General features: G+C 70.6%; 26 protein-coding genes and 2 pseudogenes. 15 read left to right on the forward strand and 13 right to left on the reverse strand.

The window, feature by feature from the left end:
- Nucleotides 1-502: 502 nt before the first annotated feature.
- Nucleotides 503-820: pseudogene (locus ACZ619_RS02735) on the reverse strand (DNA-3-methyladenine glycosylase); the annotation flags it as partial.
- Here ACZ619_RS02735 and ACZ619_RS02740 point away from each other — a divergent pair.
- The 6 genes from ACZ619_RS02740 to ACZ619_RS02765 all read left to right on the forward strand — a co-directional run bounded on the left by ACZ619_RS02740 (nucleotide 802) and on the right by ACZ619_RS02765 (nucleotide 4,532).
- Nucleotides 802-2,253, forward strand: coding sequence for a recombinase family protein (locus ACZ619_RS02740; RefSeq protein ID WP_469593287.1), 1,452 nt, complete (start codon nucleotides 802-804; stop codon nucleotides 2,251-2,253). The pseudogene ACZ619_RS02735 and the gene ACZ619_RS02740 sit on opposite strands and share 19 nt — an antisense overlap.
- A 230-nt stretch (nucleotides 2,254-2,483) precedes the next feature.
- Nucleotides 2,484-2,690: a hypothetical protein gene (locus ACZ619_RS02745; RefSeq protein ID WP_469593289.1), complete on the forward strand. Its 207-nt coding sequence runs from the start codon at nucleotides 2,484-2,486 to the stop codon at nucleotides 2,688-2,690.
- The gene (locus ACZ619_RS02750) at nucleotides 2,674-3,189 is read left to right on the forward strand and encodes a DUF6879 family protein (RefSeq protein ID WP_469593291.1); all 516 of its coding nucleotides are present in this window, start codon (nucleotides 2,674-2,676) and stop codon (nucleotides 3,187-3,189) included. Before ACZ619_RS02745 ends, ACZ619_RS02750 begins: the two co-directional genes overlap by 17 nt.
- A complete protein-coding gene (locus tag ACZ619_RS02755; RefSeq protein WP_469593293.1) occupies nucleotides 3,186-4,019 on the forward strand; it encodes a helix-turn-helix domain-containing protein in 834 nt (277 codons plus the stop codon). Before ACZ619_RS02750 ends, ACZ619_RS02755 begins: the two co-directional genes overlap by 4 nt.
- A gap of 88 nt (nucleotides 4,020-4,107) precedes the next feature.
- Nucleotides 4,108-4,311: a hypothetical protein gene (locus ACZ619_RS02760; RefSeq protein WP_469593295.1), complete on the forward strand. Its 204-nt coding sequence runs from the start codon at nucleotides 4,108-4,110 to the stop codon at nucleotides 4,309-4,311.
- Entirely contained in the window at nucleotides 4,311-4,532 is a 222-nt protein-coding gene (locus tag ACZ619_RS02765) for a DUF7848 domain-containing protein (protein ID WP_210989043.1), read from the forward strand. The genes ACZ619_RS02760 and ACZ619_RS02765 overlap by 1 nt, the downstream gene beginning before the upstream one ends.
- Nucleotides 4,533-4,753: 221 nt before the next feature.
- Here ACZ619_RS02765 and ACZ619_RS02770 read toward each other — a convergent pair whose 3' ends face one another.
- The 3 genes and pseudogenes from ACZ619_RS02770 to ACZ619_RS02780 all read right to left on the reverse strand — a co-directional run.
- On the reverse strand, nucleotides 4,754-5,128 hold the full coding sequence (locus ACZ619_RS02770) for a hypothetical protein (protein WP_469593297.1): 375 nt from the start codon (nucleotides 5,126-5,128) through the stop codon (nucleotides 4,754-4,756).
- Between the two features lie 434 nt (nucleotides 5,129-5,562).
- Nucleotides 5,563-6,174 (reverse strand): DNA-3-methyladenine glycosylase, encoded by a 612-nt coding sequence (locus tag ACZ619_RS02775; protein WP_469593299.1) that lies wholly within the window; start codon nucleotides 6,172-6,174, stop codon nucleotides 5,563-5,565.
- 14 nt (nucleotides 6,175-6,188) lie between these two features.
- A pseudogene (locus ACZ619_RS02780) lies at nucleotides 6,189-6,446 on the reverse strand (DNA-3-methyladenine glycosylase); the annotation flags it as partial.
- Nucleotides 6,447-6,581: 135 nt separating this feature from the next.
- Here ACZ619_RS02780 and ACZ619_RS02785 point away from each other — a divergent pair.
- The 3 genes from ACZ619_RS02785 to ACZ619_RS02795 all read left to right on the forward strand — a co-directional run bounded on the left by ACZ619_RS02785 (nucleotide 6,582) and on the right by ACZ619_RS02795 (nucleotide 8,638).
- Complete coding sequence (locus ACZ619_RS02785; protein WP_469593301.1) at nucleotides 6,582-7,364, forward strand: sporulation protein; 783 nt, start codon at nucleotides 6,582-6,584, stop codon at nucleotides 7,362-7,364.
- Nucleotides 7,365-7,421: 57 nt separating this feature from the next.
- Entirely contained in the window at nucleotides 7,422-7,961 is a 540-nt protein-coding gene (locus ACZ619_RS02790) for a YbhB/YbcL family Raf kinase inhibitor-like protein (protein ID WP_469593302.1), read from the forward strand.
- A 167-nt stretch (nucleotides 7,962-8,128) separates the two neighbouring features.
- Nucleotides 8,129-8,638, forward strand: a complete 510-nt coding sequence (locus ACZ619_RS02795) for an HNH endonuclease (protein ID WP_469593304.1) — start codon at nucleotides 8,129-8,131, stop codon at nucleotides 8,636-8,638.
- A gap of 108 nt (nucleotides 8,639-8,746) precedes the next feature.
- Here the strand turns inward: ACZ619_RS02795 and ACZ619_RS02800 are convergent, their stop codons facing one another.
- The 3 genes from ACZ619_RS02800 to ACZ619_RS02810 all read right to left on the reverse strand — a co-directional run bounded on the left by ACZ619_RS02800 (nucleotide 8,747) and on the right by ACZ619_RS02810 (nucleotide 11,108).
- Nucleotides 8,747-9,694 carry an SPFH domain-containing protein gene (locus ACZ619_RS02800; RefSeq protein ID WP_469593306.1) on the reverse strand — a complete coding sequence of 316 codons (948 nt, stop codon included), beginning with the start codon at nucleotides 9,692-9,694 and terminating at the stop codon, nucleotides 8,747-8,749.
- 130 nt (nucleotides 9,695-9,824) lie between these two features.
- A complete protein-coding gene (locus ACZ619_RS02805; RefSeq protein WP_469593308.1) occupies nucleotides 9,825-10,256 on the reverse strand; it encodes an NfeD family protein in 432 nt (143 codons plus the stop codon).
- 60 nt (nucleotides 10,257-10,316) lie between these two features.
- On the reverse strand, nucleotides 10,317-11,108 hold the full coding sequence (locus ACZ619_RS02810; RefSeq protein WP_469593310.1) for an ABC transporter ATP-binding protein: 792 nt from the start codon (nucleotides 11,106-11,108) through the stop codon (nucleotides 10,317-10,319).
- A gap of 150 nt (nucleotides 11,109-11,258) precedes the next feature.
- On the opposite strand from ACZ619_RS02810, the gene ACZ619_RS02815 reads away from it, so the two are divergent.
- Nucleotides 11,259-12,044: a hypothetical protein gene (locus ACZ619_RS02815; protein WP_469593312.1), complete on the forward strand. Its 786-nt coding sequence runs from the start codon at nucleotides 11,259-11,261 to the stop codon at nucleotides 12,042-12,044.
- Nucleotides 12,045-12,097: 53 nt separating this feature from the next.
- Here ACZ619_RS02815 and ACZ619_RS02820 read toward each other — a convergent pair whose 3' ends face one another.
- From ACZ619_RS02820 to ACZ619_RS02835, 4 genes are all read right to left on the reverse strand, one after another.
- On the reverse strand, nucleotides 12,098-12,337 hold the full coding sequence (locus ACZ619_RS02820) for a chaplin (protein ID WP_469593314.1): 240 nt from the start codon (nucleotides 12,335-12,337) through the stop codon (nucleotides 12,098-12,100).
- 246 nt (nucleotides 12,338-12,583) lie between these two features.
- The gene (locus tag ACZ619_RS02825) at nucleotides 12,584-12,832 is read right to left on the reverse strand and encodes a chaplin (RefSeq protein ID WP_469593316.1); all 249 of its coding nucleotides are present in this window, start codon (nucleotides 12,830-12,832) and stop codon (nucleotides 12,584-12,586) included.
- A 168-nt stretch (nucleotides 12,833-13,000) separates the two neighbouring features.
- Nucleotides 13,001-13,642, reverse strand: a complete 642-nt coding sequence (locus ACZ619_RS02830; RefSeq protein WP_469593317.1) for a response regulator — start codon at nucleotides 13,640-13,642, stop codon at nucleotides 13,001-13,003.
- Nucleotides 13,635-14,780 (reverse strand): GAF domain-containing sensor histidine kinase, encoded by a 1,146-nt coding sequence (locus ACZ619_RS02835; protein ID WP_469593319.1) that lies wholly within the window; start codon nucleotides 14,778-14,780, stop codon nucleotides 13,635-13,637. Before ACZ619_RS02835 ends, ACZ619_RS02830 begins: the two co-directional genes overlap by 8 nt.
- 225 nt (nucleotides 14,781-15,005) lie before the next feature.
- Here ACZ619_RS02835 and ACZ619_RS02840 point away from each other — a divergent pair, with 225 nt between their 5' ends.
- The 3 genes from ACZ619_RS02840 to ACZ619_RS02850 all read left to right on the forward strand — a co-directional run bounded on the left by ACZ619_RS02840 (nucleotide 15,006) and on the right by ACZ619_RS02850 (nucleotide 17,816).
- A complete protein-coding gene (locus tag ACZ619_RS02840; RefSeq protein ID WP_469593321.1) occupies nucleotides 15,006-15,701 on the forward strand; it encodes an SDR family NAD(P)-dependent oxidoreductase in 696 nt (231 codons plus the stop codon).
- Nucleotides 15,698-16,780 (forward strand): S-adenosylmethionine:tRNA ribosyltransferase-isomerase, encoded by a 1,083-nt coding sequence (locus ACZ619_RS02845; protein ID WP_469593323.1) that lies wholly within the window; start codon nucleotides 15,698-15,700, stop codon nucleotides 16,778-16,780. The genes ACZ619_RS02840 and ACZ619_RS02845 overlap by 4 nt, the downstream gene beginning before the upstream one ends.
- 298 nt (nucleotides 16,781-17,078) lie before the next feature.
- Nucleotides 17,079-17,816: a transglycosylase SLT domain-containing protein gene (locus ACZ619_RS02850; protein WP_469593325.1), complete on the forward strand. Its 738-nt coding sequence runs from the start codon at nucleotides 17,079-17,081 to the stop codon at nucleotides 17,814-17,816.
- An 89-nt stretch (nucleotides 17,817-17,905) separates the two neighbouring features.
- Here the strand turns inward: ACZ619_RS02850 and ACZ619_RS02855 are convergent, their stop codons facing one another.
- The gene (locus tag ACZ619_RS02855; protein ID WP_469593327.1) at nucleotides 17,906-20,419 is read right to left on the reverse strand and encodes an ABC transporter ATP-binding protein/permease; all 2,514 of its coding nucleotides are present in this window, start codon (nucleotides 20,417-20,419) and stop codon (nucleotides 17,906-17,908) included.
- Between the two features lie 245 nt (nucleotides 20,420-20,664).
- Between ACZ619_RS02855 and ACZ619_RS02860 the strand changes: the two genes are divergently transcribed.
- Together ACZ619_RS02860 and serB are read left to right on the forward strand one after the other, a co-directional pair.
- Nucleotides 20,665-22,857 carry a streptophobe family protein gene (locus ACZ619_RS02860; RefSeq protein ID WP_469593329.1) on the forward strand — a complete coding sequence of 731 codons (2,193 nt, stop codon included), beginning with the start codon at nucleotides 20,665-20,667 and terminating at the stop codon, nucleotides 22,855-22,857.
- Between the two features lie 229 nt (nucleotides 22,858-23,086).
- Nucleotides 23,087-24,295, forward strand: a complete 1,209-nt coding sequence (gene serB / locus ACZ619_RS02865) for a phosphoserine phosphatase SerB (RefSeq protein WP_469593331.1) — start codon at nucleotides 23,087-23,089, stop codon at nucleotides 24,293-24,295.
- 117 nt (nucleotides 24,296-24,412) lie between these two features.
- Here serB and ACZ619_RS02870 read toward each other — a convergent pair whose 3' ends face one another.
- A complete protein-coding gene (locus ACZ619_RS02870) occupies nucleotides 24,413-24,931 on the reverse strand; it encodes a SixA phosphatase family protein (RefSeq protein WP_469593333.1) in 519 nt (172 codons plus the stop codon).
- Nucleotides 24,932-24,963 lie beyond the last annotated feature (32 nt).

The raw sequence follows: 24,963 nt of genomic DNA on the forward strand, positions 1-24,963 counted from the left end.
CTCGTCCCAGCCGTGATGGCCGGAGACGGGGTATCAACATATCTGGCGTTGACTTTTGGCACGCTGTTGAGTTCTCAAGGAACGGTCGCTTCCTTTGTACTCACCCTCTCGGGCTTTCCTCCGGGCTTCCCTTCGGCGTTTCCGACTCTATCAGATCTTTTTCCGATCCGATTTCCTCGGTGCTTTCCAGGTTCTCGCTCTCGCGTTTCCCTTTCCGGCGGTTCCGACTCTATCAGATCCTTTCGGCGTCCGATTCCCTGTCGGCGGGATTGCCGTAAGGCTTTCGGCTTTCGCTCGTCGGCCTTTCGACATTCACTACGTTAGCCGACTCCCGTCAGGACTCATAATCGAGTTCCGCGAGTTCGAATTCGGGCATGCGGGCATGCAGAATTCGACCCCGTCAGGGGAAGTCGTAGGTAGTGGGTGGCCGCTTCCGGCTGCTGGCGATTGCCGTACCCGGTTCAAGCGACTCGGGCTACGTTACGCACCTTCCAGGGACGCGTCAACTTGAGCGACGCCTGGGCGCATGGGCCCGATAGGGGCTCACCGTGGGGTCGTTGGCGACCCAGTAACGCCAGGGATGGGCGTCGCCGTCACCGCCCTCGCCGGCCAGTCCCGTGCGCGGACCGTTCCGTACCTGGTCGGACGAGACGGGGGTACCGGTCAGTACGCGCAGCGGTGTCCCGCCGGCGGCGCACGCGTCGGTGCCGTCCAGCTCCCGGTCGACGCCCAGGGCGGTGGCCAGGCGGGCCGGACCTTTGGCCAGTTCTCGGTCGTATCGGGCCGAAAGTCGACGTTTACGTGCGAGCTCGGCTCCCTTACGCCAGGCTCAGCCCCACCCCGAGGGGCGAGGAATCCAAGGGTGGGAACCTGACACAACAGGTCGAGCTGAGTCAGGCGCTGTGCGACCGGAGGGGCTGGTCAGTCGTAGCCACGATCGTTGAGAAGGACACGTCGGCTTCGACGAAGCGGGGAACCAAGCGGAGCGCCGAGTGGGAGCGCGTCAAGGCTCTGGTGGAGGACGGCAAGTCAGACGCCATCGTGTCCCGCCACTACGACCGTATGTACCGCACCCCCTGGGACCTGGAGGATCTGGTGGACCTGGCCGAGGCGACCGGCGTCACGCTGGCCGCCGCACAGGCGCAGGGAGTGCTCGACCTGTCCACCCCGTCCGGCCGGCTCGCTGCTCGCATCGGCGCTGTGGTGGCTCGCAACGAGACCGAGATGCGTGTCGAGTGTCAGGTGCTCGGACACCAGCGGCGCAGGGAGTCGGGCAGGCCCTTCTGGAGTACTCGCCCCTTCGGCTTCGAGCGGGACGGCAGGCACCGGGAAGCAGAGGCGGAAGCCCTACGGCAGGCGTACCGGGATGTCCTGACCGGCGTCACCCTCTGGTCCATCGCGAAGGACTGGAACACGCGTGGGCTGCTCTCGCCGCACGGCAAGGAGTGGCGCAGCGCGAACCTTCGGGGTGTCCTCTTGAAGCCGCGGAACGCGGGCATCCAGACGTACTCGCAGTGGGTCGAGAAGCCGGACGGGACGCGGGTGCGGCGGACCGAGGAGACCGGCGCGGGCAACTGGGAGGCGATCGTCTCCGAGGGCATATTCCGGGCCCTCGTCCGCCACCTGAGCGACCCCGAGCGCAACACGGGCGGGGGCGGCAAGCGCAAGGCCCTGTTGTCCGGCGTGGTCCGCTGCTCGAAGTGTCAGGCCGTCGTCACTCAGGGGTGGAGCAAGAAGAACGCGGCAGGCGAGCGGTACCGCATCTACACCTGTTCAGGTGGCCGATGCATCACCTGCCCGGCAGACGCTCTTGACTCCTTCGTGGTCCGGAAGGTCATCGACAAGGCCGAGGAGTGGAACGCGGCACCGGCCACAGATGCCGCAGACGAGGAGCGAGAGGCCGAGCTGCTGGCCGAGGAGACGGCCGCATCCGAGAGGCGCACCGCCCTGGCGGAGATGTTCGCCGTAGGGGACATCGACGCGTCGACCTTGCGGACGGGCATCAGCAGGTGCGATGCCGACCTGACCAAGATCCGGGCCGAGCTGGCAGACCTGGCATCGCAGCGGGTGCGCGTCGACCTCGGCGACATCGAGTACCTGTGGGAGGAACTGGACTATGAGGACCCCGACCGCATCGACTACGTGCGGACCGTCGTCATGCAGGTCTGCGCGCGAGTCGAGTTGATGCCGCGCGGTCGAGGGGTCCGAGCCTTCAAGGGCGAGCACTGCCGGATCACGTTCCGGAACCCTTGAGATCCGACCGCGGAGAGCCGAGCCGGCTGTCGGCGCTCGGTGAGCACGGGCCCTGTCTGACGAGTGTCGGGCGGGGCCCTTCGCCATGCCCGTCGAGGAGGCGCGCCCCTCTCGCTCCCCAGTTCATGCAACAACGTGCATGAGTCACGTCCGTGCATGGACGGCCGCAAGCGGCCCCGTACGGTCGTTTCAGGCGGCCTGACCGGGCCGCCAAGTGAAGGGGGTTCCGCATGGCACGCGAAGAACTGACTCGGCTCACCGGCAACGGCAACGGCACGTGTGGAGAGGACGACTGTCCGAACGTCTACCGCACCGCGTCCGGCTCCGTCGTGGTTCAGGGCGACGTGTCCGACGCCTTCGCTCCCCCGCGAGGGGAAGGACTCGTGGAGATCCCCGAGAGCGTTCTTCGGGAGGCCGTTCGTGCTCTTGGATGGTGAGGAGTGGCGGGCGACGCTCCGAGGCTTCCATTCGGAGGCGTGGCGACTGGAGACCCTGCCCCAGTACCTCGTACCGCAGGAGGCGGAAGAGCTCGAAGCCTTCCGGGCAGGCAAGCGCGTCGACCCGCACGACTACTCGTCCGCGTACACGGAAGACCTGAAGCGTCTACTCGGCGAGGGGAAGAGCAAGGGGCGAGTGCACGTCCTGACTCGACCGCTCTCCGAGTACCTGCGCTTCGAGTTCTCCCGCTACTACTCCCCGCACATGCTCGCCGGGGAGAACATCCGCATCCTTGACGTGACCGAGCGAGAGAACCCGTTGCCGGATGTCGAGGACTTCTGGATGTTCGACCGCTCGACGGTCGTCCTGATGCACTACGAGGGCGACGGCACGCAGATCAGCCGAGAGCTGTACGAGGGTGAGCCTGCGCCTTTCATCGAGTGGCAGCGCATCGCCGTCGCCGAGTCGGTTCCCTTCCTGGAGTACGTGAACGGGTGACGTTCGAAGCTGAGCAGCTTGGCGAGTCTGGCACCGAACTCGCCTCTCTGCTTCGGGACTTGCGCAAGCGTGCCGGCCTCTCAGGGGACCGGCTCGCAGCGCGCTGCAACATGTCCCAGTCGAAGGTGTCTCGCATCGAGAACGGCCGGACACGGCCGTCCCTGGTCGATGTCGAGCAGATCTTGCGAGCGCTGGACGCTCCGCCGGAACTGGTCGCCGAGGTCTCCGCCCTCGCCAGGATGGCAAACACCGAGTGGCGGAACCTTCGAGAACTTCGACGCAAGGGGCTCGGTACGAGACAGGCCGAGCTGAAGTCGCTCGAAGCGTCCTCTACGCACATGCGCTACTTCCTGCTCTCGATGGTTACCGGGCTGCTCGCAACACCGGAGTACGTACGGGCGAGCCTGGCCCACTCGACGGCCGACGCGAGCAAGGCCGTAGCGGGGAAGCTGGGACGGCAAGCCGTCCTCTACGACGCCTCGAAGCGGTTCACGTTCGTTCTCACCGAGCAGGCGGTTCGCTGGCCGGTCGTCTCCCCACTGGCACTGGCCGAGCAGATGGACCGACTGGCGTCCCTGTCCTACCTCCCGAACGTTCAGATCGGGGTGATCCCTGTAGGGGCACCGACGCCCCGAACCCCGCTGAGTACGTTCACCATCTACGACGCCGCGTTGGTCACCATCGAGACGACGGCGGGAAGTCTCGTACTCCGCGACGGCCGAGATGTTCAGGCGTTCCTGAAGGAGTTCGCCGACTACGAGGAACACGCCCTCTTCGGCGAAGACCTTCGGGCGCGGCTCGCCGAGTGGTCCGCCGGTTGCCGTGCATGACTTCATTCGACTACGCGACTGAAACGCCATCCCGTCCGCACCCCGGGGGATCATCCTTCGGCAGGCGAACAGTCGGGAGGTCGCAGGGATGAGCACACCCAAAACGACGATGGCAGGGCCGGTGAACCTGACCCTTCCGGAGGGAGACCCGAACCCCGTCGCGGGCTGTCGGCAGCGCCTCGGCGTCGCCGTGACCCGAGCCAACGCTCGATCGGTCGGCGACTACTCGAAGGCGACGGACGCGAACGTCGTGCTCCGTGAGCACCTCCGGGAAGACCACGGGGCCGAGTGATGGTGCGCTCTGTCCTGCGGTATGTGAGGCACAGAATCACGCAGCACCCGGACACTGACGTGACCTTCGAAGCGGAGTGCCTTCACTGCAAGTGGACAGCCACGCCCTCGACGGACGGCGCGGCAGTCGACGTGGAGTGCATGAGCCACACAGGCCGGAGCGGGCACAAGGGCTTCCGGCGTGTCTGTACGTCGTTCGCGATGGTGGTCCGGGACGAGTGACTGACAGACCGTTGACCGCTTCGGCTGTGGCGGCCTTCCGGCCGCCCCTTCGGCTGGCTGCAGTACGTATGGCCTTCAGTGCACCCAAGAGAGATCAAGAAAGGGCGGCACATCTTCCCTGGTCAACGCCCTGCGCTTACAGGTGCTGCGTGTCGTTCGCCCTCTGATCGGCACGCGTTGCGTGTCAGTGCCCCGAGTGACCGACAGCTCCCACGTGTGGGTTACGGCGTAAACCGCTTCACCGGGCGTATGCCGTGCTCGTCGCAGGTCTTGTCCCCGATGCCCTTCTGGAAGTGGTACATCGGCAGAGCGAGGCACCGGCGGTTGGACCCGACTTCGATGAAGCCCCACCTCTTGGCTTTGCGCACGTGGTTGTTCACGGCGTTGTTGCTCGGCACCCTGCCGTCCCTGTCGGCGAGGATCTTGTTCAGCTCCCCTGGTGGGAACTCGGCGTGGCCGATCTGGTTCGCCCATCCCATGGCCGCGTACTCGACGCGGTGGGCGTAGTCGAAGCGCGGGTCTCTCGCGCGCCGCTTGTACTCCTCCTGAGACACGGCGGCGAAGTCGCCCTCGAACTGGAATGGGATACGTCCCACTGTGGCAGTCCCTTCCTGTGTGGCGCAGAGTGCGCCAGTGACCCCCGCCGGACGGCGGGACATGTGCCTCCCTTTCGTTGCGGGGGTGGACCGTGCACGGATGGCACGGTCTCTCTTCACAGGTGGGCGCCCAAGCCTTCGGGCCTGGACTCGGTCTCGTGCGGTCGGGAGCGACGGCGGCGACCTGGCCGAGGGTTCGTACACGAAGGAGGGAGGACGACCCCGTTCAGGGAGCCCGCCCGTGTGGTGCTGCTCCGTTCGGCCATCCGCTGATGTACCCGGCCATCCCCACCCGTCCGGCCCGAGTCGGGCACGTCGGCAGTCGCTCGACCGACCAGGAACGCGTCACGCGCCACGCTCGCGAGCGATCACTCATCTTCTGACCCAACTCCGCGCCGACTCACCGGCGGGCCGTGGGCAAGGCGCACAGCGGCTCAGGCTCCGGCGGAAGGTTTGGCTCTCGGGCTCAGTCGGTACGCCGAGACCGTTGGATCACCGGCGAGGTAGAACCGGTGCTGCCAGTCGTGGGCCTTGCTCACGCCTACCCGAGGACCAACCTGGATGAGCGCGGTAGGTACCGACTCGCCCTCGGACAACACGACCGAGGTACCTGTCAGGAGGTCTGCGCCGTTGTGCTCCGCCGTGATGCCGAGTGCCTGGCAGAAGTTCCCCGGACCTCGGGCAAGCCGTGGACTCTCGACCCTCTCCCCTCGTCGCTTGCGTGCCAGGTCTTCCCCCTCGATGACCCTGCCTGCCCGGATGAGGACAGCCGAGGCGATGCCGTCCGTCCCGGTGACGACGTTGGCGCACCAGTGGAGACCGTGGGACCGGTAGACGTACAGGTGTCCTGCGGGTCCGAACATGACGGCGTTACGGGGTGTCCGGCCCCGGTAGGCATGGGAGGCTGGGTCAGCCGTACCCGAGTACGCCTCGGCCTCCGTGATGGCGATGCTCACAGTCCCCTCGGGGGTCTTGCAGGTGAGGACGCATCCGAGCAGCTTGGGGGCGACCTCTTCAGCGGGATGGGAGAGGAGATCAACGTTCATGCTGACCGCCTTGACATGCCGTAGGTGAAGTAGACGTACACATGTCCGGGCGGGCCGAACATCACCTCGTTGCGGGGTGTGCGGCCGCGATAGGCGTGCGAGCCGGGGTCGTTCGGGCCGTCGTACGCCTCCACCTCCGTGAGGCGCACTTCGATCGGACCGTCCGGGGTGGTGCGGACGAGGATGCGGCCGAGGAGGTCGGGGGCGACCTCCAGTACAGGGCGGTCGAAGAAGTCCCTGGGGAGTGGCGTACGGTCCGGGGGCGCGATCATGGCGTCCGAGCCTAGACCAGGCCGGGTGCGCCAAGGGGGGTCAGGGAATCGTCCGCTCGCCAGGGGGTGGGCCGGAACCGGCGACGGCCCGGTCGCGTTTGTAGGGATCAAAGGTCCGTACGTAAAGGGAGAGTCATGGGCTTCAAGAAGCTGCTCGCCAGCCTGGGTGCCGGCGGGGCGTCCGTCGAGACGGTGCTCACCGAGGTGAACGTCGTACCGGGCGGTGTCGTCCAGGGCGAGGTGCGGATCCAGGGCGGTTCGGTCAACCAGGAGATCCAGGGGCTGTCCGTGGGTCTCCAGGCCCGGGTCGAGGTGGAGAGCGGCGACGAGGAGTACAAGCAGAACATCGGCTTCGGCAAGGTGCGGCTCGGCGGTGCCTTCGAGCTCCAGGCCGGGGCCGTGCACGCGGTGCCGTTCGGACTGGAGATCCCGTGGGAGACGCCGGTCACGATGATCGACGGGCAGGCGCTGCGCGGGATGCACATCGGGGTGACGACGGAGCTGGAGATCGCGCGGGCGGTCGACTCGGGTGACCTCGACCCGATCAACGTGCATCCGCTGCCGGCGCAGCAGGCCATCCTGGACGCCTTCATCCAGCTGGGCTTCCGCTTCAAGAACGCGGACCTGGAGAAGGGGCACATCCGGGGGACCCGGCAGACGCTCCCCTTCTACCAGGAGGTCGAGTTCCACCCGCCGTCCCAGTACCGGGGCCTGAACCAGGTGGAGCTGAGCTTCGTCGCGGACGGGCACGCCATGGACGTGGTGCTGGAGATGGACAAGAAGCCGGGGCTGTTCAGCGAGGGCAGCGACACCTTCCGGTCGTTCCAGGTGGGTCTGCACGACTTCCACGGGACCGACTGGGCGGCTTACCTCAACCAGTGGCTGTCCGAGGTCGGCAGCAAGCGCAACTGGTTCTAGGCTCGGGAGCGCATGTTCCGTAGTCGATCAGATCGTCAGTACCCAGGAGGTACCGAGGTGACCGAGCTCAAGCGGCGTCCTCTCCCCCACGACTTCCACCCGCCCGTCCCGTCGTTCACGGTGACCAGCGCGGACATCGAGGAGGGGGCGACGCTCAAGGACGCCCAGGTCTACGCGGAGGGCAACACCTCGCCGCAGCTGCGGTGGGAGGGCTTCCCGGAGGGCACCGGGAGCTTCGCCGTGACCTGCTACGACCCGGACGCGCCGACGGGCAGCGGGTTCTGGCACTGGGTGGTGTTCGACATCCCCGCCTCGGTGACCGAGTTGCCGGTGGGCGCGGGCAGCGGCACGTTCGAGGGTCTGCCCGAGGGCGCCGTGCAGGTGCGCAACGACTACGGGTCGAAGGACTTCGGCGGTGCCGCGCCGCCGCCCGGGGACGGGCCGCACCGTTACGTGTTCACGGTGTACGCCGTGGACCAGGAGAAGCTCGGTCCGGACGCCGACGTGTCGCCGGCCGTCGTCGGCTTCAACCTGCGGTTCCACACGATCGCGCGGGCGCAGCTCATCGGGGAGTACGAGAACCCCGGACAGGGCTGACACACCGCGCGAAATCAGTCGAGCGTTCATGGAACGTTTGCCCGCCTCTGGTCATGGAAGTGATCAGAGGCGGGCAGTTTTTATTGCGTTGTCCATCTCGACGCGCCCGTCCAGAGTTGATCCAAGCCCGCCGGGGGTGGGCACGGTGCACATGGGAGGTGGGCTGGATGCGGGACACGCTGGTTCTGAACGCGAGCTTCGAGCCGCTGTCGACGGTGACGCTGAATCGCGCCGTTGTTCTGGTGCTCCAGGACAAGGCCGTCGTTGAGCAGGCCCACCCCGAACTGCGCATGCGCGGTGCGGATGTGGACATACCCGCGCCCCGGGTGATCAGGCTCTGCAGATACGTGAGGGTGCCGTTCCGGAGACAGGCGCCCTGGTCGAGGCGGGGGGTGCTGGTCAGGGACCGGCACCGGTGCGCCTACTGCGGGCGGCGGGCGACGACCGTGGACCATGTGGTGCCGCGGGCGCAGGGCGGGGCCGACTCGTGGCTGAACACGGTGGCCTCCTGCGCGGAGGACAATCACCGCAAGGCGGACCGGACGCCGGAGCAGGCGGGGATGCCGTTGCTCCGGGCGCCGTTCGAGCCCTCTCCGCAGGACGCGATGCTGCTGGCCATGGGGGCCGAGGACCTGGCGGCGCTGCCCGAGTGGCTGTCGGGGGAGGTGGCCGCCTGAGCGGCTGGCGGGTCCGGCCCGTCGCGCGAGTAGCGGTTGTTCGTGGCTGAACGCACCGTTCCCCGCACCCCTGATCGGGGTGCGGGGAACTTTTGTCCGCGGTGACCGTCAGTCGATGTTCGGCTTCTCGCGGCGCTCCTGGGCGGGGACGTTGCCGCCTCCGCCGTTGGAACCTCCGCCCAGGGAGCCGAAGTTGCCCATCGCGCCGGAGAGGCCCTTGAGGGCGTCGCCGATCTCGCTGGGGACGATCCAGAGCTTGTTGGCGTCGCCCTCGGCGATCTTCGGGAGCATCTGGAGGTACTGGTAGCTCAGGAGCTTCTGGTCGGGGTCTCCGGCGTGGATCGCCTCGAAGACCGTACGGACCGCCTGGGCCTCGCCCTCGGCGCGCAGGGCGGCGGCCTTGGCCTCACCCTCGGCGCGCAGGATCTGGGACTGCTTCTCGCCTTCGGCGGTGAGGATGGCGGCCTGCCGCGTACCTTCCGCGGTGAGGATCGCGGCGCGCTTGTCACGGTCGGCGCGCATCTGCTTCTCCATCGAGTCCTGGATGGAGGTCGGCGGCTCGATCGCCTTGAGCTCGACGCGGTTGACGCGGATGCCCCACTTGCCGGTGGCCTCGTCGAGGACGCCGCGCAGGGCCGCGTTGATCTCCTCGCGGGAGGTCAGGGTGCGTTCGAGGTCCATGCCGCCGATGATGTTGCGGAGCGTGGTGACCGTGAGCTGCTCGATGGCCTGGATGTAGCTGGCGACCTCGTAGGTGGCGGCCCGCGCGTCCGTGACCTGGTAGTAGATGACCGTGTCGATGTTCACGACCAGGTTGTCCTGGGTGATCACCGGCTGCGGCGGGAACGGCACGACCTGTTCACGCAGGTCGATGCGGTTGCGGATGGTGTCTATGAACGGGACCACGATGTTGAGGCCCGCGTTGAGAGTCCGTGTGTAACGGCCGAAGCGCTCGACGATGGCGGCGCTCGCCTGTGGGATGACTTGGATCGTCTTGATCAAGGCGATGAAGACCAACACCACCAGAATGATCAGGACGATGATGACCGGTTCCATCGTCGCTCCCCGTACCCTTCTCCGCCTCGGCGCTTCGGCAGATCTTATGGTTGTTGAAGATCTTGCTGGATGAGTCTGACAGACGTTCGCGCAACTCGGGGACAGTTCTGTTCAGTTGAGTCTTGCGAGGTCAGATGACGATCGCGGTGGCGCCCTCGATCTCCACGACGTCCACCGCCTGGCCCACTTCGAAGGCACGGTCCGGGTCGAGGGAGCGCGCCGACCAGATCTCGCCGGCGAGCTTGATCCGTCCGTCCGAGCCGTCGACGCGTTCGAGCACGACGGCCTGTTTGCCCTTCAACGCGTCCACGCCCGTGGCGAGTTGGGGGCGTCCTGCGGCGTGCCGGGCCGCGATCGGCCGGACCACGGCGATCAGGGCGACCGAGACGATGACGAAGACGAGGACCTGGGCCACGACGCCCGCGCCGAGCCCGGCCGTACCGGCCGCTGCCACGGCGCCGACCGCGAACATGCCGAACTCCGGCATCGCGGTCACCACGAGCGGGATGCCGAGTGCCGCCGCGACGACGAGCCACCACACCCATGCGTCGATGTTGTTCACATAGTCATGGTAGGGCCGCGGGTACCGACCCCGACAGGGTGCTTTCCGGGTCGGCGCCCGTCAGGACAGGGGCAGTCCGCGGGCGGTCCAGCGGTCGCCGGCCTGCTCGACGACGAGCGGGAGGCCGAAGCAGAGGGAGAGGTTGCGGGAGGTGAGTTCGAGCTCCAGCGGGCCGGCGCTGAGGACCCGGCCCTGACGGATCATGAGGACGTGGGTGAAGCCGGGGGCGATCTCCTCGACATGGTGGGTGACCATGATCATGGAGGGGGCGATCGGGTCGCGGGCGAGCCGGCCGAGGCGGCGGACCAGGTCCTCGCGGCCGCCGAGGTCGAGGCCGGCGGCGGGTTCGTCGAGAAGGAGCAGTTCGGGGTCGGTCATCAGGGCGCGGGCGATGAGGGTGCGCTTGCGCTCGCCCTCGGAGAGGGTGCCGAAGCGGCGGTCGACGTAGTCCGTCATGCCGAGGCGGTCGAGGAAGGCGCGGGCGCGCTGCTCGTCGACCTCGTCGTACTCCTCCTGCCAGTGGGCGGTCATGCCGTAGGCGGCGGTGAGGACGGTCTCCAGGACGGTCTGGCGCTTGGGGAGCTTCTCGGCCATCGCGATGCCGGCCATGCCGATGCGGGGGCGCAGGTCGAAGACGTCGACCTGGCCGAGGGTGTCGCCGAGGACGGTGGCGGTGCCCTTGCTGGGGAAGAGGTAGCTGGAGGCGATGTTCAGGAGGGTGGTCTTGCCGGCGCCGTTGGGACCGAGGATGACCCAGCGCTCGCCCTCCTTCACCGACCAGGAGACCTGGTCCACCAGAGCCCGGCCCTCACGGACCACGGATACGTCCTGAAGCTCCAGAACATCGCTCATGAGCGCGTTGTCTCCCCTTGCAGTGTGGCCGGTCTCGGCTGTCGCGTAAGCCTGTGGCTCGGGCGGCGGCGCCGGTGGGCGCAGCCCTTATGAAATCTACGCCACGAGTGCGGCGCTCCATTCCATCGGTCCGCTCCTTAGGGTGGGGGCATGCTCTCGGAACCGCGTTCAGGACGCCTCGCCGCTTGGGGAAATGCCCTATTGGCCGGACTTGTCTCTCCGGATGACGCCGTGCTCGCCATCGTCGGCGAGGACACGGTGCACCGGGTGGAGGGGCTGCCGGGCGAGTCCGCTCCGGTCGGGCTCACGCTCGCGCTGGGACGGCTGCGGGCGCTGGGGGCGGGCGCGCTGCGGGTGGCGCTGCCGGCGCCGGGGCATCCGCTGGGGCTGAGCGGGCCGCCGGAGTTCAACGCGCGGGCGCTGGAGGCGGAGGAGGCGGTGATCTGCCACGGGGCCGCGTTCGGGCTGGTGCCCGAGGTCCACGAGGCCGGTCCCGCCGGTGACGTGCACGCCGAGGTGGTCTGGCACGTGCTGCCGGTGCGGGAGGCGCCGCCCGCCGACGTGCCCTCGCTCGGTGAGGCCGAGCGGGAGCTGGCGGAGGCGCTGCGGGACGCGACCGAGGTGCTCTCGAAGCTGGACGTGGCCGGGTCGGGGCCGGTGGCCGAGGCGGCGATCGACGCGTACCGGGCGCGGGCCGAGCGGGGGCGGGAGGTGCTGGCGCCGGGGTATCCGCCGCGGGCGGTACGGGTGCTGGAACTGGCGCAGCGGGTGGGGCTGCTGGTCTCGCTGGCGTACGAGAACGGGCACGGGGGCGCGGTGAGCGCGTCGGAGATGGCGGGGCGGTCGCTGGCGCTGCGGCCGGTGGAGCGGACGGCGCGGCGGGCGCAGGTCGCGGCGTACAACTCCGTGGTGGAGGAGCGCGAGCGGGGGCGTTAGACGCGCCCGGGGGCCACGCCGGCCGGCGTGGCCCCCCGTCGGTCGTGCGGGTCCTACTGGTTGACCGCGGTGTTGCCGAACGCCGGGTTCAGCAGGCCGATCACGTTGACGGACAGGCCGCTGGCGTTGACGGGGACGTGGACCGGGACCTGGGCGACCAGGCCGGAGGCGACGCCCGGGGAGTTCACGGCAGCGCCGCCGGCACCCGCGTCGGCGAAGGCCGCTCCCGCGGAGGCTCCCGCCGCGATACCGGCGACGGTCATGGCTACGGCGGCCTTCTTGGCGATGTTCATGGGAAACGTTCCTCCTGCGAGTGCGTGTCCGACCCGACCGTGGGTCGTGCGCTGATCAACGCCGGAGGGGCGCCGGTCGGTACGGGGCGGGCGGCAGTGACTGCCCGTTCGGATCATTGGGCCTAAAAGCCGACCGGCCTTCCGGGGTCGCCCGGAAGGCCGGAGGCCGCCGCCGTACCGCGGCGAGGTTCCCGCGGTGTCCCGCGGTATCCCGGGGAATCAGCCGTCCCAGTGGACTCAGCAGTCTCAGCGGTTGAGGCCGAGGTTGCCGAAGGCGGGGTTCAGCACGCCGATGACGTTGACGCTGTTGCCGACGACGTTGACCGGAACGTGCACCGGGGCCTGGATCACGTTGCCGGAGACGACGCCCGGCGAGTGGTGGGCCTCGCCCGCGGCCGTGGCACCACCGGTGTGGGCGGAGGCCATCCCCGCACCCGCAGCCACGATCCCGCCGGCCACCATCGTCAGGGCCGCTGCCTTCTTCAGGTTCTTCACTTCAAAGCCTCCTCGGCGACGGCCGCGGCGGTCGCCGCGGCACGCACTGGAGAACGGCGTGGACCGGCGGAGGATGCGCCATCCGGGTGACATTCCCACGACGGTATGAATCTCAGTCCGGAGGGCGACCCTCCAGGTTGCCGTCGGTGAAGCGTTGCGGAGCGCGTTTCAGCCGGTCACGCCGTGGCGCACGGCCCAGAGCGCGGCCTGGGTGCGGTCGGCGAGGTCGAGCTTCATCAGGATGTTCGAGACGTGGGTCTTGACGGTCTTCTCGGAGAGCACCAGCGCGCGGGCTATCTCCCGGTTGGAGCGTCCGTCGGCGATCAGCCCGAGCACCTCGCGCTCCCGCTCGGTGAGGGAACCCCCCCTGCCCTGGCCCGAGTTGGCCCCCTCCTGGGAGAGCAGGGCGCCGGCCACCTCGGGCTGGAGCAGCACGTGCCCGGCGTGCACCGAGCGGATGGCGGTGGCGAGCGCGTCGGGGTCGACGTCCTTGTACACGTACCCGGCGGCGCCGGCGCGCAGGGCCGGGACCACCGTGCGCTGTTCGGTGAAGCTGGTGACGATCAGCACGCGCGCGCGGTTGTCGAGTTCGCGGAGCCTGCGCAGCGCCTCCACGCCGTCCATGCCGGGCATCTTGACGTCCATGAGGACGACGTCGGGGGTCAGTTCCTCGGCGCGCTCGACCCCCTCGGCGCCGTCGGCGGCCTCGCCGACCACCTCGATGTCGTCCTGGACCTCCAGGAAGGTGCGCAGGCCCCGGCGGACGACCTGGTGGTCGTCGACCAGGAGCACCCTGATCGCGTCAGCCACCGGGTACCTCCATCTCGATCGTGGTGCCCTTGCCGGGCGCCGATTCCACGGTCAGCGCGCCGCCGACGCCGCTCGCCCGGTCCCGCATGGAGACCAGGCCGAGGTGGCGTCCGGCGCGCCGGGTCAGGTGCGGGTCGAAGCCGGCGCCGTCGTCCGCGACCCGGAGGACGGCGCCGGCGCCGCGCCGGTCGACCGTCACGTCGACGTGCTCGGCCCCGGAGTGTCTGAGGGCGTTGTGCAGGGCTTCCTGGGCGACCCGCAGCAGGGCCTCCTCCTGGGCGGCGGGCAGGGCGCGGAAGCCGCCGCTCGCGAAGGTCACGCGCGCGCTGTGGGCGCGGTCGAGGACCTGGACCTGGGTGCTCAGGGTGGCGAGCAGTCCGTCCTCGTCGAGGGCGGCGGGGCGCAACTCGACGACGGCGGCGCGCAGTTCGTCGGCGGCCTCGGCGGCGAGCACGGCCACCTGCTGCAACTCGCCCTTGGCGCGGGAGGGGTCGCGGTCGACCAGCGCGGCGGCGGCCTGCGCGGTGAGCCGCAGGGAGAACAGCTTCTGGCTGACCGCGTCGTGCAACTCGTGGGCGAGCCGGGAGCGTTCCTCGGCGATGGTCAGCTCACGGCTGCGCTCGTAGAGGCGGGCGTTGGTGAGGGCGATGGCCGCGTGCTGGGCGAGGATGGAGAGGAGTTCCTCGTCCTCGGCGGTGAAGCCGCAGCTGCCCTCGGGTTTGGGGCAGTTCTTGTTGGCGAGGAAGAGCGCGCCGATGACCTCGTCGCCGTCGCGGATCGGCAGGCCCAGGAAGTCGGACATGTCGGGGTGGGCCGAGGGCCAGCCCTCGAAGCGGGGGTCCTTGCGGACGTCGGCCAGCCGCTCGGTCCTCGCCTCGCGGAGCATCGCGGCGAGGATGCCGTGCTGGCGCGGGAGCGGGCCGATGGCCTTCCACTGGGCGTCGGTGACGCCGTCGACGACGAACTGGGCGAAGCCGCCGTGGTCGTCCGGGACCCCGAGCGCGGCGTACTGCGCGCCGAGCAGCTCACGGGCCGAGGCGACGATCGTCTTGAGGACGTCGCGCACCTCCAGGTGCCTGCTCATGGCCAGCAGCGCTTCGCTGACCGCGGCGAGGCCGGACCGGGGACGGTGACTCATGCCCTCACCGTACCGGCGGGGTCCGGGCGGCGGATCGGACCGCCGACGGCCCGCCCCGGTCCGCCGGCCCTAGGTCACGGGGCCTAGGCCGCGCGCCCCGGACCGGCGGCTTAGTCCCAAGGGCCCCACCGGATTGCGGCCCGCGTCCGAGGCGGCCGGGGCGGTCGCGTTCCTAGGTTGGGGGCACCGCCGACGCGGGCGGACGGAGCCGAGGGGACGGTTGTCATGCCGGTAGCGATCATCACGGGGGCCTCGAAGGGTCTGGGGCGGGCGCTGGCCGAGGCGCTGGCCGCGCGCGGCTGGGACCTGGTGCTCGACGCCAGGGGCGCGGATGTTCTGAAGGAGGCGGCGGAGGCCGTCGTGGCGCACGGGGTGCGGGTGACGGCGCTGCCCGGTGACGTCACGGACGCCGGGCACCGGGCCCGGCTGGTGGCCGCCGCGCGGGCGCTGGGCGGGGTGGACCTGCTGGTGAGCAACGCGAGCGCGCTGGGCGCCGAGCCGCTGGTGCGGCTGGGCGAGCTGCCCCTGGCGGGGCTGCGGCGGGCGCTGGAGGTGAACGTGGTGGCCGCGCTGGGCCTGGTCCAGGAGGCGCTGCCGCTGCTGCGGGGGTCGGCGGCGGGCGCGGTGATCGCGGTCAGCTCGGACGCGGGCGCCGAGGCGTACGAGACCTGGGGCGGCTACGGCGCCTCCAAGGCGGCCCTGGACCAGCTGGCGGCCGTGCTCGGCGTCGAGGAGCCGGGGCTCCGGGTGTGGGCGGTGGATCCCGGGGACATGGCGACCGGGCTGTACGCGGCGGCGGTGCCGGACGACGACGGTCCGCGGCCGGCGCCGGCGAGCGTCGTACCGGCGTTCCTGCGGCTGCTCGACGAGCGGTCGGCCAGTGGGCGGTACGGGGCGCCGGCTCTGGTGGAGGGGCGATGACGACGGTGGTGAGGGTGCCGCAGGAGCTGTCCGCGCGGGTCCCGGCCGAGCAGCGCGGGCCCGGGCTGGAGCGGGACGCCGTACGGCTGCTGGTGTCGCGCGGGACGGCGGTGTCGCACCACGCCTTCGCGGAGCTGCCGGGTCTGCTGCGGGCCGGGGACCTGCTGGTGGTGAACACCTCGCCGACACTGGCGGCCGCCGTGGACGGGCGGGTCGGGCACGCGCGCGTGGTGGTCCACTTCTCCACGCGCGGGGACGACGGGCGGTGGGCGGTCGAGCTGCGGGAGCCGGACGGGAACGGCACGACACGCGCGCGTGCGGGTGCCCGCGCGGGTACGGGGGTGCGGCTGCCCGGGGGCGGGCGGCTGGTCCTGGAGGAGCCGCTGAGCCCGCGGGGCGAGCGGCTGTGGTGGGCGCGGACGGCGGCGGACGTGCGCGGGGTGCTGCGGGAGTACGGGCGGCCCATCCGTTACTCCTACACGGAGCGGGACCAGCCGTTGTCCGCGTACCAGACGGTGTTCGCGCTGCCGGCGGCGGACGGGGCGGGGAGCGCGGAGATGCCGAGCGCGGCGCGGCCCTTCACCGCGCGGCTGGTGGCGGAGCTGGTGAGCCGGGGGGTGCAGTTCGCGCCGGTCACGCTGCACACGGGGGTCTCGTCGGCGGAGGCGCACGAGCCGCCGTACCCGGAGCGCTTCGCCGTGCCGGCGGCTTCGGCACGGCTGATCAACAGCGTGCGGGCCGGGGATGGCCGGGTCGTGGCGGTCGGGACCACGGCGGTGCGGGCCGTGGAGTCGGCCGCCGGGGCGGACGGGGTGGTGCGGGCGGCCGAGGGGTGGACGGAGCTGGTCGTCACGCCCGGGCGCGGGGTGCGGGTGGTGGACGGGCTGCTGACCGGGCTGCACGAGCCGGAGGCCTCGCATCTGCTGATGCTGGAGGCGGTCGCGGGGCGGGCCGCGGTCGACCGCGGTTACGAGGCGGCGCTGGCCGGGCTCTACCTGTGGCACGAGTTCGGCGACGTGCACCTGGTCCTCCCGGAGGAGGGTCCTCACGCAGAGCATTGCTGCCGCAACTCCCGGTGAGATTCCTGTAGGGCCGATGTGAGGCCGCACATAGGGCGCACATCACGTACGAACAGACATAGGAGATAAACAATCCCCTCCCCAGCGGGGCAGACTGCCTAGTCTGTCCCGTTTTGCCCTTGCCGGGTCCACTACCCGGGATCGTACGTCACACCTTTGCCACGGCATTTTGCGGTCGCTAAGAATGGCTGCCGTCGCTCAGCACCGCGGGTTCCCCCCCGCGGTGTTCGTGCAGGAGGAGCCGGTCTCCCCCGCGGACAACGAGCGGCCTCCGCGCTATTCGAAGAGGTCCACTGCCATGCCGAAGAACTCCCACAGTCCCGCGCTGACCAAGCACCACAAGATCGCGCTCGCCGGTGTCGCCACGCTCGGCGCCGCCGCCCTCGCCTTCTCCGCCGTGCCCGGCAACGCAGGGACCGTCGTGACCGGCGCCCCCGAGACCGCCGCCAAGGTCGTCTACGGCACGGAGCAGATCAAGGACGTCAAGGGCGCGGTGACCGACCAGCTGGCCCAGCAGAACCTGAAGGTCGAGGCGATCGCCGCGAAGAAGGCGGCGACCACGGCCCACACCCTCCACGTGGCCCACGTGAAGCAGGCCCACGCGGCCCACGTCGCGGCCGAGGCGAAGAAGGCCGCCGACCAGCGCGCCGCCGAGCAGGCCGCGAGCCGCTCCGCGCAGCGCCCGCAGGTCCAGCAGGCCGCCACGAAGAACTACGCCGACAACCTCGACGGCTGGATCCGCCAGGCCCTCGACATCATGAACGCCAAGGGCATCCCGGGCTCCTACAGCGGCCTGCACCGCAACATCATGCGGGAGTCCTCCGGCAACCCGAACGCCATCAACGACTGGGACATCAACGCCATCAACGGCATCCCCTCCAAGGGCCTGCTCCAGGTGATCCCGCCCACCTTCAGCACGTACCACGTCGCCGGTACGTCCTGGAACATCTACGACCCGGTCGCCAACATCACCGCCGCCGCCAACTACGCGGCCCACCGGTACGGCTCGATCGACAACGTCAACAGCGCGTACTGAGGCAGGCGCGGACCTCAGCAGCGACGCGCCGAAGGGCGGCACCCCACTCACGGGGTGCCGCCCTTCGGCGTCGTACGGGCCGCGGACCGCTACTTGCGCATGACCTCGGGCTCGTGGCGGCGCAGGAAGCGGGCCACCAGGAAGCCGCAGAGCACGCCGAGGACGATCAGCACGGCCATGTCCATGGACCAGGCGCCGAGCGTGTGCTCCCAGAGCGGGTCCTTGCTGGTCGGGTCGTCCGTGTTGGGCGCGATGTTGTTGAAGTCCAGCGTGGCGCCGGCGGCACCCACCGCCCAGCGGGACGGCATCAGGAACGAGAACTGGTTGGCGCCGACCGCGCCGTTCAGGGTGAACAGGCAGCCGGTGAAGACGACCTGGATGATCGCGAACATCACCAGCAGCGGCATGGTCTTCTCGGACGTCTTCACCAGCGAGGAGATGACCAGGCCGAACATCATCGAGGTGAAGCCGAGTCCCATGATCGGGATGCAGAGCTCGAAGAGGGTGGAGTGGCCCAGGACCACGCCCTCGGCGGGGATCTCCCGGCTGGAGAAGCCGATCAGGCCGACCATCAGGCCCTGGAGCACGGTGACCACACCGAGCACGACCACCTTGGACATCAGGTACGCCGACCGGGACAGGCCGACCGCGCGCTCCCGCTCGTAGATCACCCGTTCCTTGATCAGCTCACGGACGGAGTTCGCGGCGCCCGCGAAACAGGCGCCGACCGCGAGGATCAGCAGGACGGTGGTCGCCGTGCCGTTCGGCACGGGCACACCGGTCTTGGAGCTGACCGGGTTCACCAGCAGGCCCTTGTCGCTGTCGATGAGCAGGCTGACCGCGCCGAGCACCGCGGGCAGGATCACCGTCAGCGCCAGGAAGCCCTTGTCGGAGGCGATGACCGAGACGTACCGCCGGACCAGGGTCAGCAGCTGGGAACCCCAGCTCTGCGGCTTCTTCGGCCGCATCGCCTGCATCGCGGGGATCGGTACGGACTGCGGGGCGATCGCGTCGATGTCCGCGGCGTACATCTGGTAGTGCTGCGAGCCCTTCCAGCGGCCCGCCCAGTCGTAGTCGCGGTAGTTCTCGAAGGCGGAGAAGACGTCGGCCCAGGTGTCGTAGCCGAAGAAGTTCAGCGCCTCCTCGGGCGGGCCGAAGTAGGCGACCGCGCCGCCCGGCGCCATCACCAGCAGCTTGTCGCAGATCGCCAGCTCGGCCACCGAGTGGGTGACGACGAGGACGGTGCGGCCGTCGTCGGCGAGACCGCGCAGCAGCTGCATGACATCGCGGTCCATGCCCGGGTCGAGACCCGAGGTGGGCTCGTCCAGGAAGATCAGCGACGGCTTGGTGAGCAGCTCCAGCGCCACCGAGACCCGCTTGCGCTGGCCGCCGGAGAGGGAGGTGACCTTCTTGTCCTTGTGGATGTCGAGCTTCAGCTCGCGCAGCACCTCGTCTATCCGGGCGTCGCGCTCCTGGCCGGTGGTGTCGGCCGGGAAGCGCAGCTTGGCCGCGTACTTCAGGGCCTTCTTGACGGTCAGCTCCTTGTGCAGGATGTCGTCCTGCGGGACCAGACCGATGCGCTGGCGCAGCTCGGCGAACTGCTTGTACAGGTTTCGGTTGTCGTACAGCACCTCGCCCTCGTTGGCGGGCCGGTAGCCGGTCAGCGCCTTGAGGAGCGTCGACTTGCCGGAGCCGGACGGGCCGATGACCGCGATCAGGGACTTCTCCGGGACGCCGAAGGAGACGTCCTTGAGGATCTGCTTGCCGCCGTCGACGGTGACCGTCAGGTGGCGCGCGGAGAAGGAGACCTCACCGGTGTCGACGAACTCCTCTAGGTGGTCGCCGACGATCCGGAAGGTGGAGTGGCCGACGCCGACGATGTCGTTCGGGCCGAGCACCGCGGTGCCGCCCTTGGTGATCAGCACACCGTTGACGTAGGTGCCGTTGTGCGAGCCGAGGTCGCGGATCTCCATGCGGCCGTCGGGCGTGGAGTGGAACTCGGCGTGGTGGCGGGACACCTGGAGGTCGGAGACGACCAGCTCGTTCTCCAGGGCACGGCCGATGCGCATCACGCGGCCGATGGAGAACTGGTGGAAGGTGGTCGGGCTGCGGTCGCCGTAGACCGGCGGCGCCCCCGCGGCACCACCGGCGGCCGGGGCCGGGGCACCCTGCTGCTGCGGGATCGCCGACGGGACCTGCTGCCAGTCCTGTTGGGGCTGCTGCGGCTGCGCGGCCGGCGGCTGCGACCAGCCCGCGCCGCCCGCGCCCTGCGCCGCGAACGGCTGCTGCTGGGGCTGCGCGACGGCGGCCGCGGAGCCCGACAGGCTCAGCCGCGGCCCGTCGTTCGCGTTGCCGAGATGCACGGCCGAGCCCGGCCCGATCTCCGTGCGCTGGACCCGCCGGCCCTGCACGAAGGTGCCGTTGGTGCTGCCGTGGTCCTCGATGACCCAACCGCGGTCGTCGAAGCTGATCGTGGCGTGCCGCCAGGAGACCCTGGCGTCCTCGAACACGATGTCCCCCTGCGGATCGCGTCCGAGGGTGTATGACCTGGACTGATCGAGCGTCCAGGTACGTCCGTTGGTTTCCAGTACGAGTTCCGGCACGCCAAGCCCCACTGAGTAGTCCCCCGAGTTACCCCCATCACAGGGAGTCTAGGGATGTCGAACATCGTCGGGAACTATTTCAGGCTCGGCCCTCTGACCGAAAGTCGGGCCTTGCGGAGAGCTCCCGCGAACGCGTCGGCTCTTTCCGTTGACGGGGTTGAAACCGGGCCGGAGAGTGGTAATCCAGGCGAGGGGGACAAGCGCGACGGAGCGGCCCGGCGCGTCTGTGGATCGGGGGGTCTGCCATGGGTTCCGGCACGTCTCGTACGGGAGTCGAGAGCGCGGGGCACGGCGCGGGGCTGCCGTGGGCCGACATCCTGCTGTCCGCGATCGCCGCCGTGAGCTGGGCGTTGATCGGCATGGCGGGGACCGCGGCGCTCGGACTGCATCTGCTGCGGGCCGACGCGGCGGGCTCACTGGGCCCGATGACGGCGGCGGCCGTGGCGCTCGGGGCGGGTGGTTCGGTCACACCGAACGGGGATCTGTCCGCTTTCGGACTGAAAGGCGCCCAGGCGACGACGGCCATCGAGATCACGCCACTGGGCGTGAGCCTGGTCGGAGCGCTGCTCCTGTCCTGGTTCTTCTTACGGTCCCTGCGCACGGCCGGAGTTGTGATCCCGTCGGCCGAACTGCTCGCCCGCGCGGGCACGGTGGTCGCGTTCTTCGTCGCGACGCTGGGCGGGCTGGCCTGGGCGGGACACTCGGTCGTGACCATCGACGGCGGTGCGCTGGGCCTGGACAAGCTGCCGGGCACGGGCGGCGGAGGGGGTCTGAAGATCCCCGGCATCGGGGACGTCGGCGGTCTGCTGCCGGACCGCCTCGGCGACCTCGTCCACGCCGACGCGGCGGTCGGCTTCCGCGTGGACACGGCGGCGACCCTGCTCGGCGGCCTCGGCTGGTCGGCCGGCGTCCTGCTGATCGCCCTGCTGGCCTCGCGCCGGACCCCGCTGCCGCACGGCTGGGCGGCCGTGCACCGGGTGGTGCGGCCGGCCGCCTCGGCGCTGGTGACCGTGGCGCTGGTGGCGGTGGCGGCCGGCTGGGCGGCGGCGGCCTGGGCGGCGGTCCGCGACCCGCACCCCGCCCGGATCATGGGCGCGGCGCTGCTCGGCGCCCCGAACGGCGTCTGGCTCGGCCTCCCGATCGGGCTCCTCGTGCCGTTCGACGGCCGGGCGACGGGCGTACTGACCGCGTTCCTGCCCCACCCCCTCGACCGGCTGCTGGGCTCCGCGTCCGGCCGGCCGGTGACGCTGGGGCGGCTGGCCGACCTGGACGGCCGGGTGTGGCTGCTGGGGGTGGCGGCGGCGCTGCTGATGCTGCTGGCCGGCGTGTTCACTGCGGTCCGGACGCCGGTGGCACGGGAGGCCGGGGCGGCGGGGCGGGCGGGCGCGCTCGGGTTCGCGGGGCGGTGTGCGGTACGGCTGGGCATCGCGACGGCGCTCACGCTGCCGCTGCTGGCCTGGCTGACGGACGTGTCCGTGGACGCCTCGCTGTCGGTGCTGGGCTTCGACGCCTTCGGCGCGGGGATCGAGCTGCACGGGGAACCCGGCACGGCGCTGCTGCTCGGGGCGGCCTGGGGCGCGGCGGCGGGAGCGGCGGGAGCGCTCCTGGCGTGGGCGACGGGGGCGGCCGGATCCCGCGCGGCCCCGCTGGCACTGGGTGACGCGGGGAGGGCGGCGGGACCGGCCGGACAGGACGGTCCGGGCGGGCCGGGCGCATCGGGTGGGGGCGGGTGGTCCGGTCCCTATGCGCCGGGCGCTCCGTACCGTCCGCCGAACCCGCACACGAACCCCTACCTCCGGGTGCCGGGTGAGCTGCGGACTCCGGCACCGCCCGAGGGCGGCAGGGCACCCTGGCCCGACGCGCCACGGGAACAGCACGGCGGAGGTCCGGAGGACCGCAGGCCCGAGGACGGCCGCAGACCGCAGGGCGGCCGGGGCGCGCAGGACGGCTGGAGCGCGGAGAACGACCGGGGCGCGGGGAACGACCGCAGGCCGCAGGACGGCCGGGGCACGGAGAACGACCGCAGGCCGCAGGACGGCCGGGGCACGGAGAACGACCACAGGCCGCAGGACGGCCGGAGTACGGAGAACGGCCGGGGCGCGCAGGACGGCCGGGGTGCGGGGAACGACCGCAGCCCGGAGAACGACCGCAGGCCGCAGGACGGCCGGGGTGCGGAGGGTGGCCGGGGGCCGTCGCAGGGGGGTGGGCCCGCCGGTGGCGGGGGCTTCTCCGACGCGCCGCCGGACGCGGGGGACGTGTACGGCGCCCCCACGATGGCGCGGCCCTTCGACCCGCCGCCCCGGTCACCGCGGCGTCCGTCCGGGACCGGGCGGGGCGGCGGGTCCGCCGGCGGCCCGGGCACCGGACCACCACCGCCTCCGCCACCACCGCCTCCGCCGCCGCGACCGCCGCGACCGCCCGGGCGGCCGGGCCGGTGACGTGGGGCGACGGGGCGCGGGCGGTGTGCGCACCCCGGGTGGATCCGGGCCGGACTCCGTGCGAAGGCGGGGCGTGCGACACCGCGTCCCGGACCCCCGGCATCGCACGCACGTTCGCCCGTAGTACGGAGGCAAGGCGTCCGACACCGGCCCGACATCCATTGTTCCGTGTCCGTCAGGCGGACCACCTGCGCCGCAGGCACTGGGTGCCGGTTACGGTGGTCACACCATGAGCGATCCTCAGACCTCCGAGGTCCCCACTCTCCTCGTCAAGATTTTCGGCAAGGACAGGCCGGGCATCACGGCCGGCCTCTTCGACACTCTTGCCGCGTACATGGTCGACGTGGTCGACATCGAGCAGGTCGTCACGCGAGGCCGCCTGGTGCTGTGCGCGCTCGTGACCCAGCCCCCGGCGGGGCTGGAGGGCGACCTCAGGGCGACCGTGCACAGCTGGGCCGAGTCGATGAAGATGCAGGCGGAGATCATCTCGGGCCGCGGCGACAACCGCCCGCGCGGTCTGGGCCGTTCCCTGGTCACCGTCCTCGGTCACCCCCTGACCGCCGAGTCGACCGCCGCCATCGCCGCCCGGATCGCCAAGACCGGCGGCAACATCGACCGTATCTTCCGGCTCGCCAAGTACCCGGTGACGGCCGTCGAGTTCGCCGTGTCCGGTGTGGAGACCGCGCCGCTGCGCACCGCCCTGGCCTCCGACGCGGCCGAGCTGGGGGTGGACGTGGCGGTCGTCTCGGCGGGCCTGCACCGGCGCGCCCAGCGCCTGGTCGTCATGGACGTGGACTCGACGCTCATCCAGGACGAGGTGATCGAGCTCTTCGCGGCGCACGCCGGCTGCGAGGACAAGGTCGCCGAGGTGACGGCGGCCGCGATGCGCGGCGAGCTGGACTTCGAGCAGTCGCTGCACGCGCGCGTGGCACTGCTGAAGGGGCTGGACGAGTCGGTCGTGCAGAAGGTGCGCGCCGAGGTGCGGCTGACGCCGGGCGCGCGGACCCTGATCCGCACGCTGAAGCGGCTCGGCTACCAAGTCGGTGTCGTCTCGGGCGGTTTCACCCAGGTCACCGACGATCTCAAGGAGCGGCTGGGGCTGGACTTCGCCCAGGCCAACACGCTGGAGATCGTCGACGGAAAGCTGACCGGCCGGGTGACCGGCGAGATCGTGGACCGGCCGGGCAAGGCGCGGCTGCTGCGCCGGTTCGCCGCCGAGGCGGGCGTGCCGCTGTCACAGACGGTGGCCATCGGTGACGGCGCCAACGACCTGGACATGCTGAACGCGGCCGGGCTCGGGGTCGCCTTCAACGCCAAGCCGGTGGTCCGCCAGGCCGCGCACACCGCGGTGAACTTTCCCTTCCTGGACACGGTCCTCTACCTGCTGGGGGTCACCCGCGAAGAGGTCGAGGCGGCGGACACCCACGACGAGAGCTGAGGCGCCGGGAGCGCTGGAGCGGCCGACGCGGACAGGAGGGCCCGGCACCGGGAGACGGTGCCGGGCCCTCGTCGTCCCGCTGTCAGGTGGTGACGGCCCCGCGGCCGTGCGCCGGTCTCACTCGGAGGGCGCCCAGTAGTCCACGAGCGTGGCCGCGCCGGGCTCCAGGGTCTTCCAGGAGCCGTCGTAGGTGACGACGGCGAAGGCGGCGGCGGGAAAGCCCCGGCGGTTCATCCGCTCGCGGGCGTCGCCCTCGGCGCTGCCGGTGAGGATCTCGGCGACGCCGTGGACGCCCGGGTTGTGGCCGATGAGGATCACGTTCTGTGCGTCGTCGGGCACCTCGTTGAGCACGGCGATCAGCTCGCCCGGCGAGGCCTCGTAGACCCGCTCCTCGTAGACGGTTTTCGGCCGGTGCGCGAGCTCGTGGACGGCGAGCTTCCAGGTCTCCCGGGTGCGTACGGAGGTGGAGCACAGGGCCAGGTCGAAGGCGATGCCGCTGTCCGCCAGCTTGCGTCCGGCGACGGCCGCGTCCATACGGCCCCGGTCAGCGAGCGGTCGCTCGTGGTCGGTCACCTGTGGCCAGTCGGCTTTCGCATGGCGGAAGAAGACGATCCTGCGGGGTTCTGCGACGCTCATGACACCCAGCTTCGCATGAAACAGGCCAATGG

The sequence above is a fragment of the Streptomyces sp. NPDC104367 genome, from assembly GCF_055583825.1.

Coding starts and splice junctions, on each gene's coding strand:
- ACZ619_RS02745 (WP_469593289.1), top strand. CDS start 2,484: ATGGCACGCGAAGAACTGACTCGGCTCACCGGCAACGGCAACGGCACG.
- ACZ619_RS02760 (WP_469593295.1), top strand. CDS start 4,108: ATGAGCACACCCAAAACGACGATGGCAGGGCCGGTGAACCTGACCCTT.
- ACZ619_RS02765 (WP_210989043.1), top strand. CDS start 4,311: ATGGTGCGCTCTGTCCTGCGGTATGTGAGGCACAGAATCACGCAGCAC.
- ACZ619_RS02775 (WP_469593299.1), bottom strand. CDS start 6,174: ATGAACGTTGATCTCCTCTCCCATCCCGCTGAAGAGGTCGCCCCCAAG.
- ACZ619_RS02785 (WP_469593301.1), top strand. CDS start 6,582: ATGGGCTTCAAGAAGCTGCTCGCCAGCCTGGGTGCCGGCGGGGCGTCC.
- ACZ619_RS02795 (WP_469593304.1), top strand. CDS start 8,129: ATGCGGGACACGCTGGTTCTGAACGCGAGCTTCGAGCCGCTGTCGACG.
- ACZ619_RS02800 (WP_469593306.1), bottom strand. CDS start 9,694: ATGGAACCGGTCATCATCGTCCTGATCATTCTGGTGGTGTTGGTCTTC.
- ACZ619_RS02810 (WP_469593310.1), bottom strand. CDS start 11,108: ATGAGCGATGTTCTGGAGCTTCAGGACGTATCCGTGGTCCGTGAGGGC.
- ACZ619_RS02815 (WP_469593312.1), top strand. CDS start 11,259: ATGCTCTCGGAACCGCGTTCAGGACGCCTCGCCGCTTGGGGAAATGCC.
- ACZ619_RS02820 (WP_469593314.1), bottom strand. CDS start 12,337: ATGAACATCGCCAAGAAGGCCGCCGTAGCCATGACCGTCGCCGGTATC.
- ACZ619_RS02835 (WP_469593319.1), bottom strand. CDS start 14,780: ATGAGTCACCGTCCCCGGTCCGGCCTCGCCGCGGTCAGCGAAGCGCTG.
- ACZ619_RS02840 (WP_469593321.1), top strand. CDS start 15,006: ATGCCGGTAGCGATCATCACGGGGGCCTCGAAGGGTCTGGGGCGGGCG.
- ACZ619_RS02845 (WP_469593323.1), top strand. CDS start 15,698: ATGACGACGGTGGTGAGGGTGCCGCAGGAGCTGTCCGCGCGGGTCCCG.
- ACZ619_RS02850 (WP_469593325.1), top strand. CDS start 17,079: ATGCCGAAGAACTCCCACAGTCCCGCGCTGACCAAGCACCACAAGATC.
- ACZ619_RS02860 (WP_469593329.1), top strand. CDS start 20,665: ATGGGTTCCGGCACGTCTCGTACGGGAGTCGAGAGCGCGGGGCACGGC.
- serB (WP_469593331.1), top strand. CDS start 23,087: ATGAGCGATCCTCAGACCTCCGAGGTCCCCACTCTCCTCGTCAAGATT.
- ACZ619_RS02870 (WP_469593333.1), bottom strand. CDS start 24,931: ATGAGCGTCGCAGAACCCCGCAGGATCGTCTTCTTCCGCCATGCGAAA.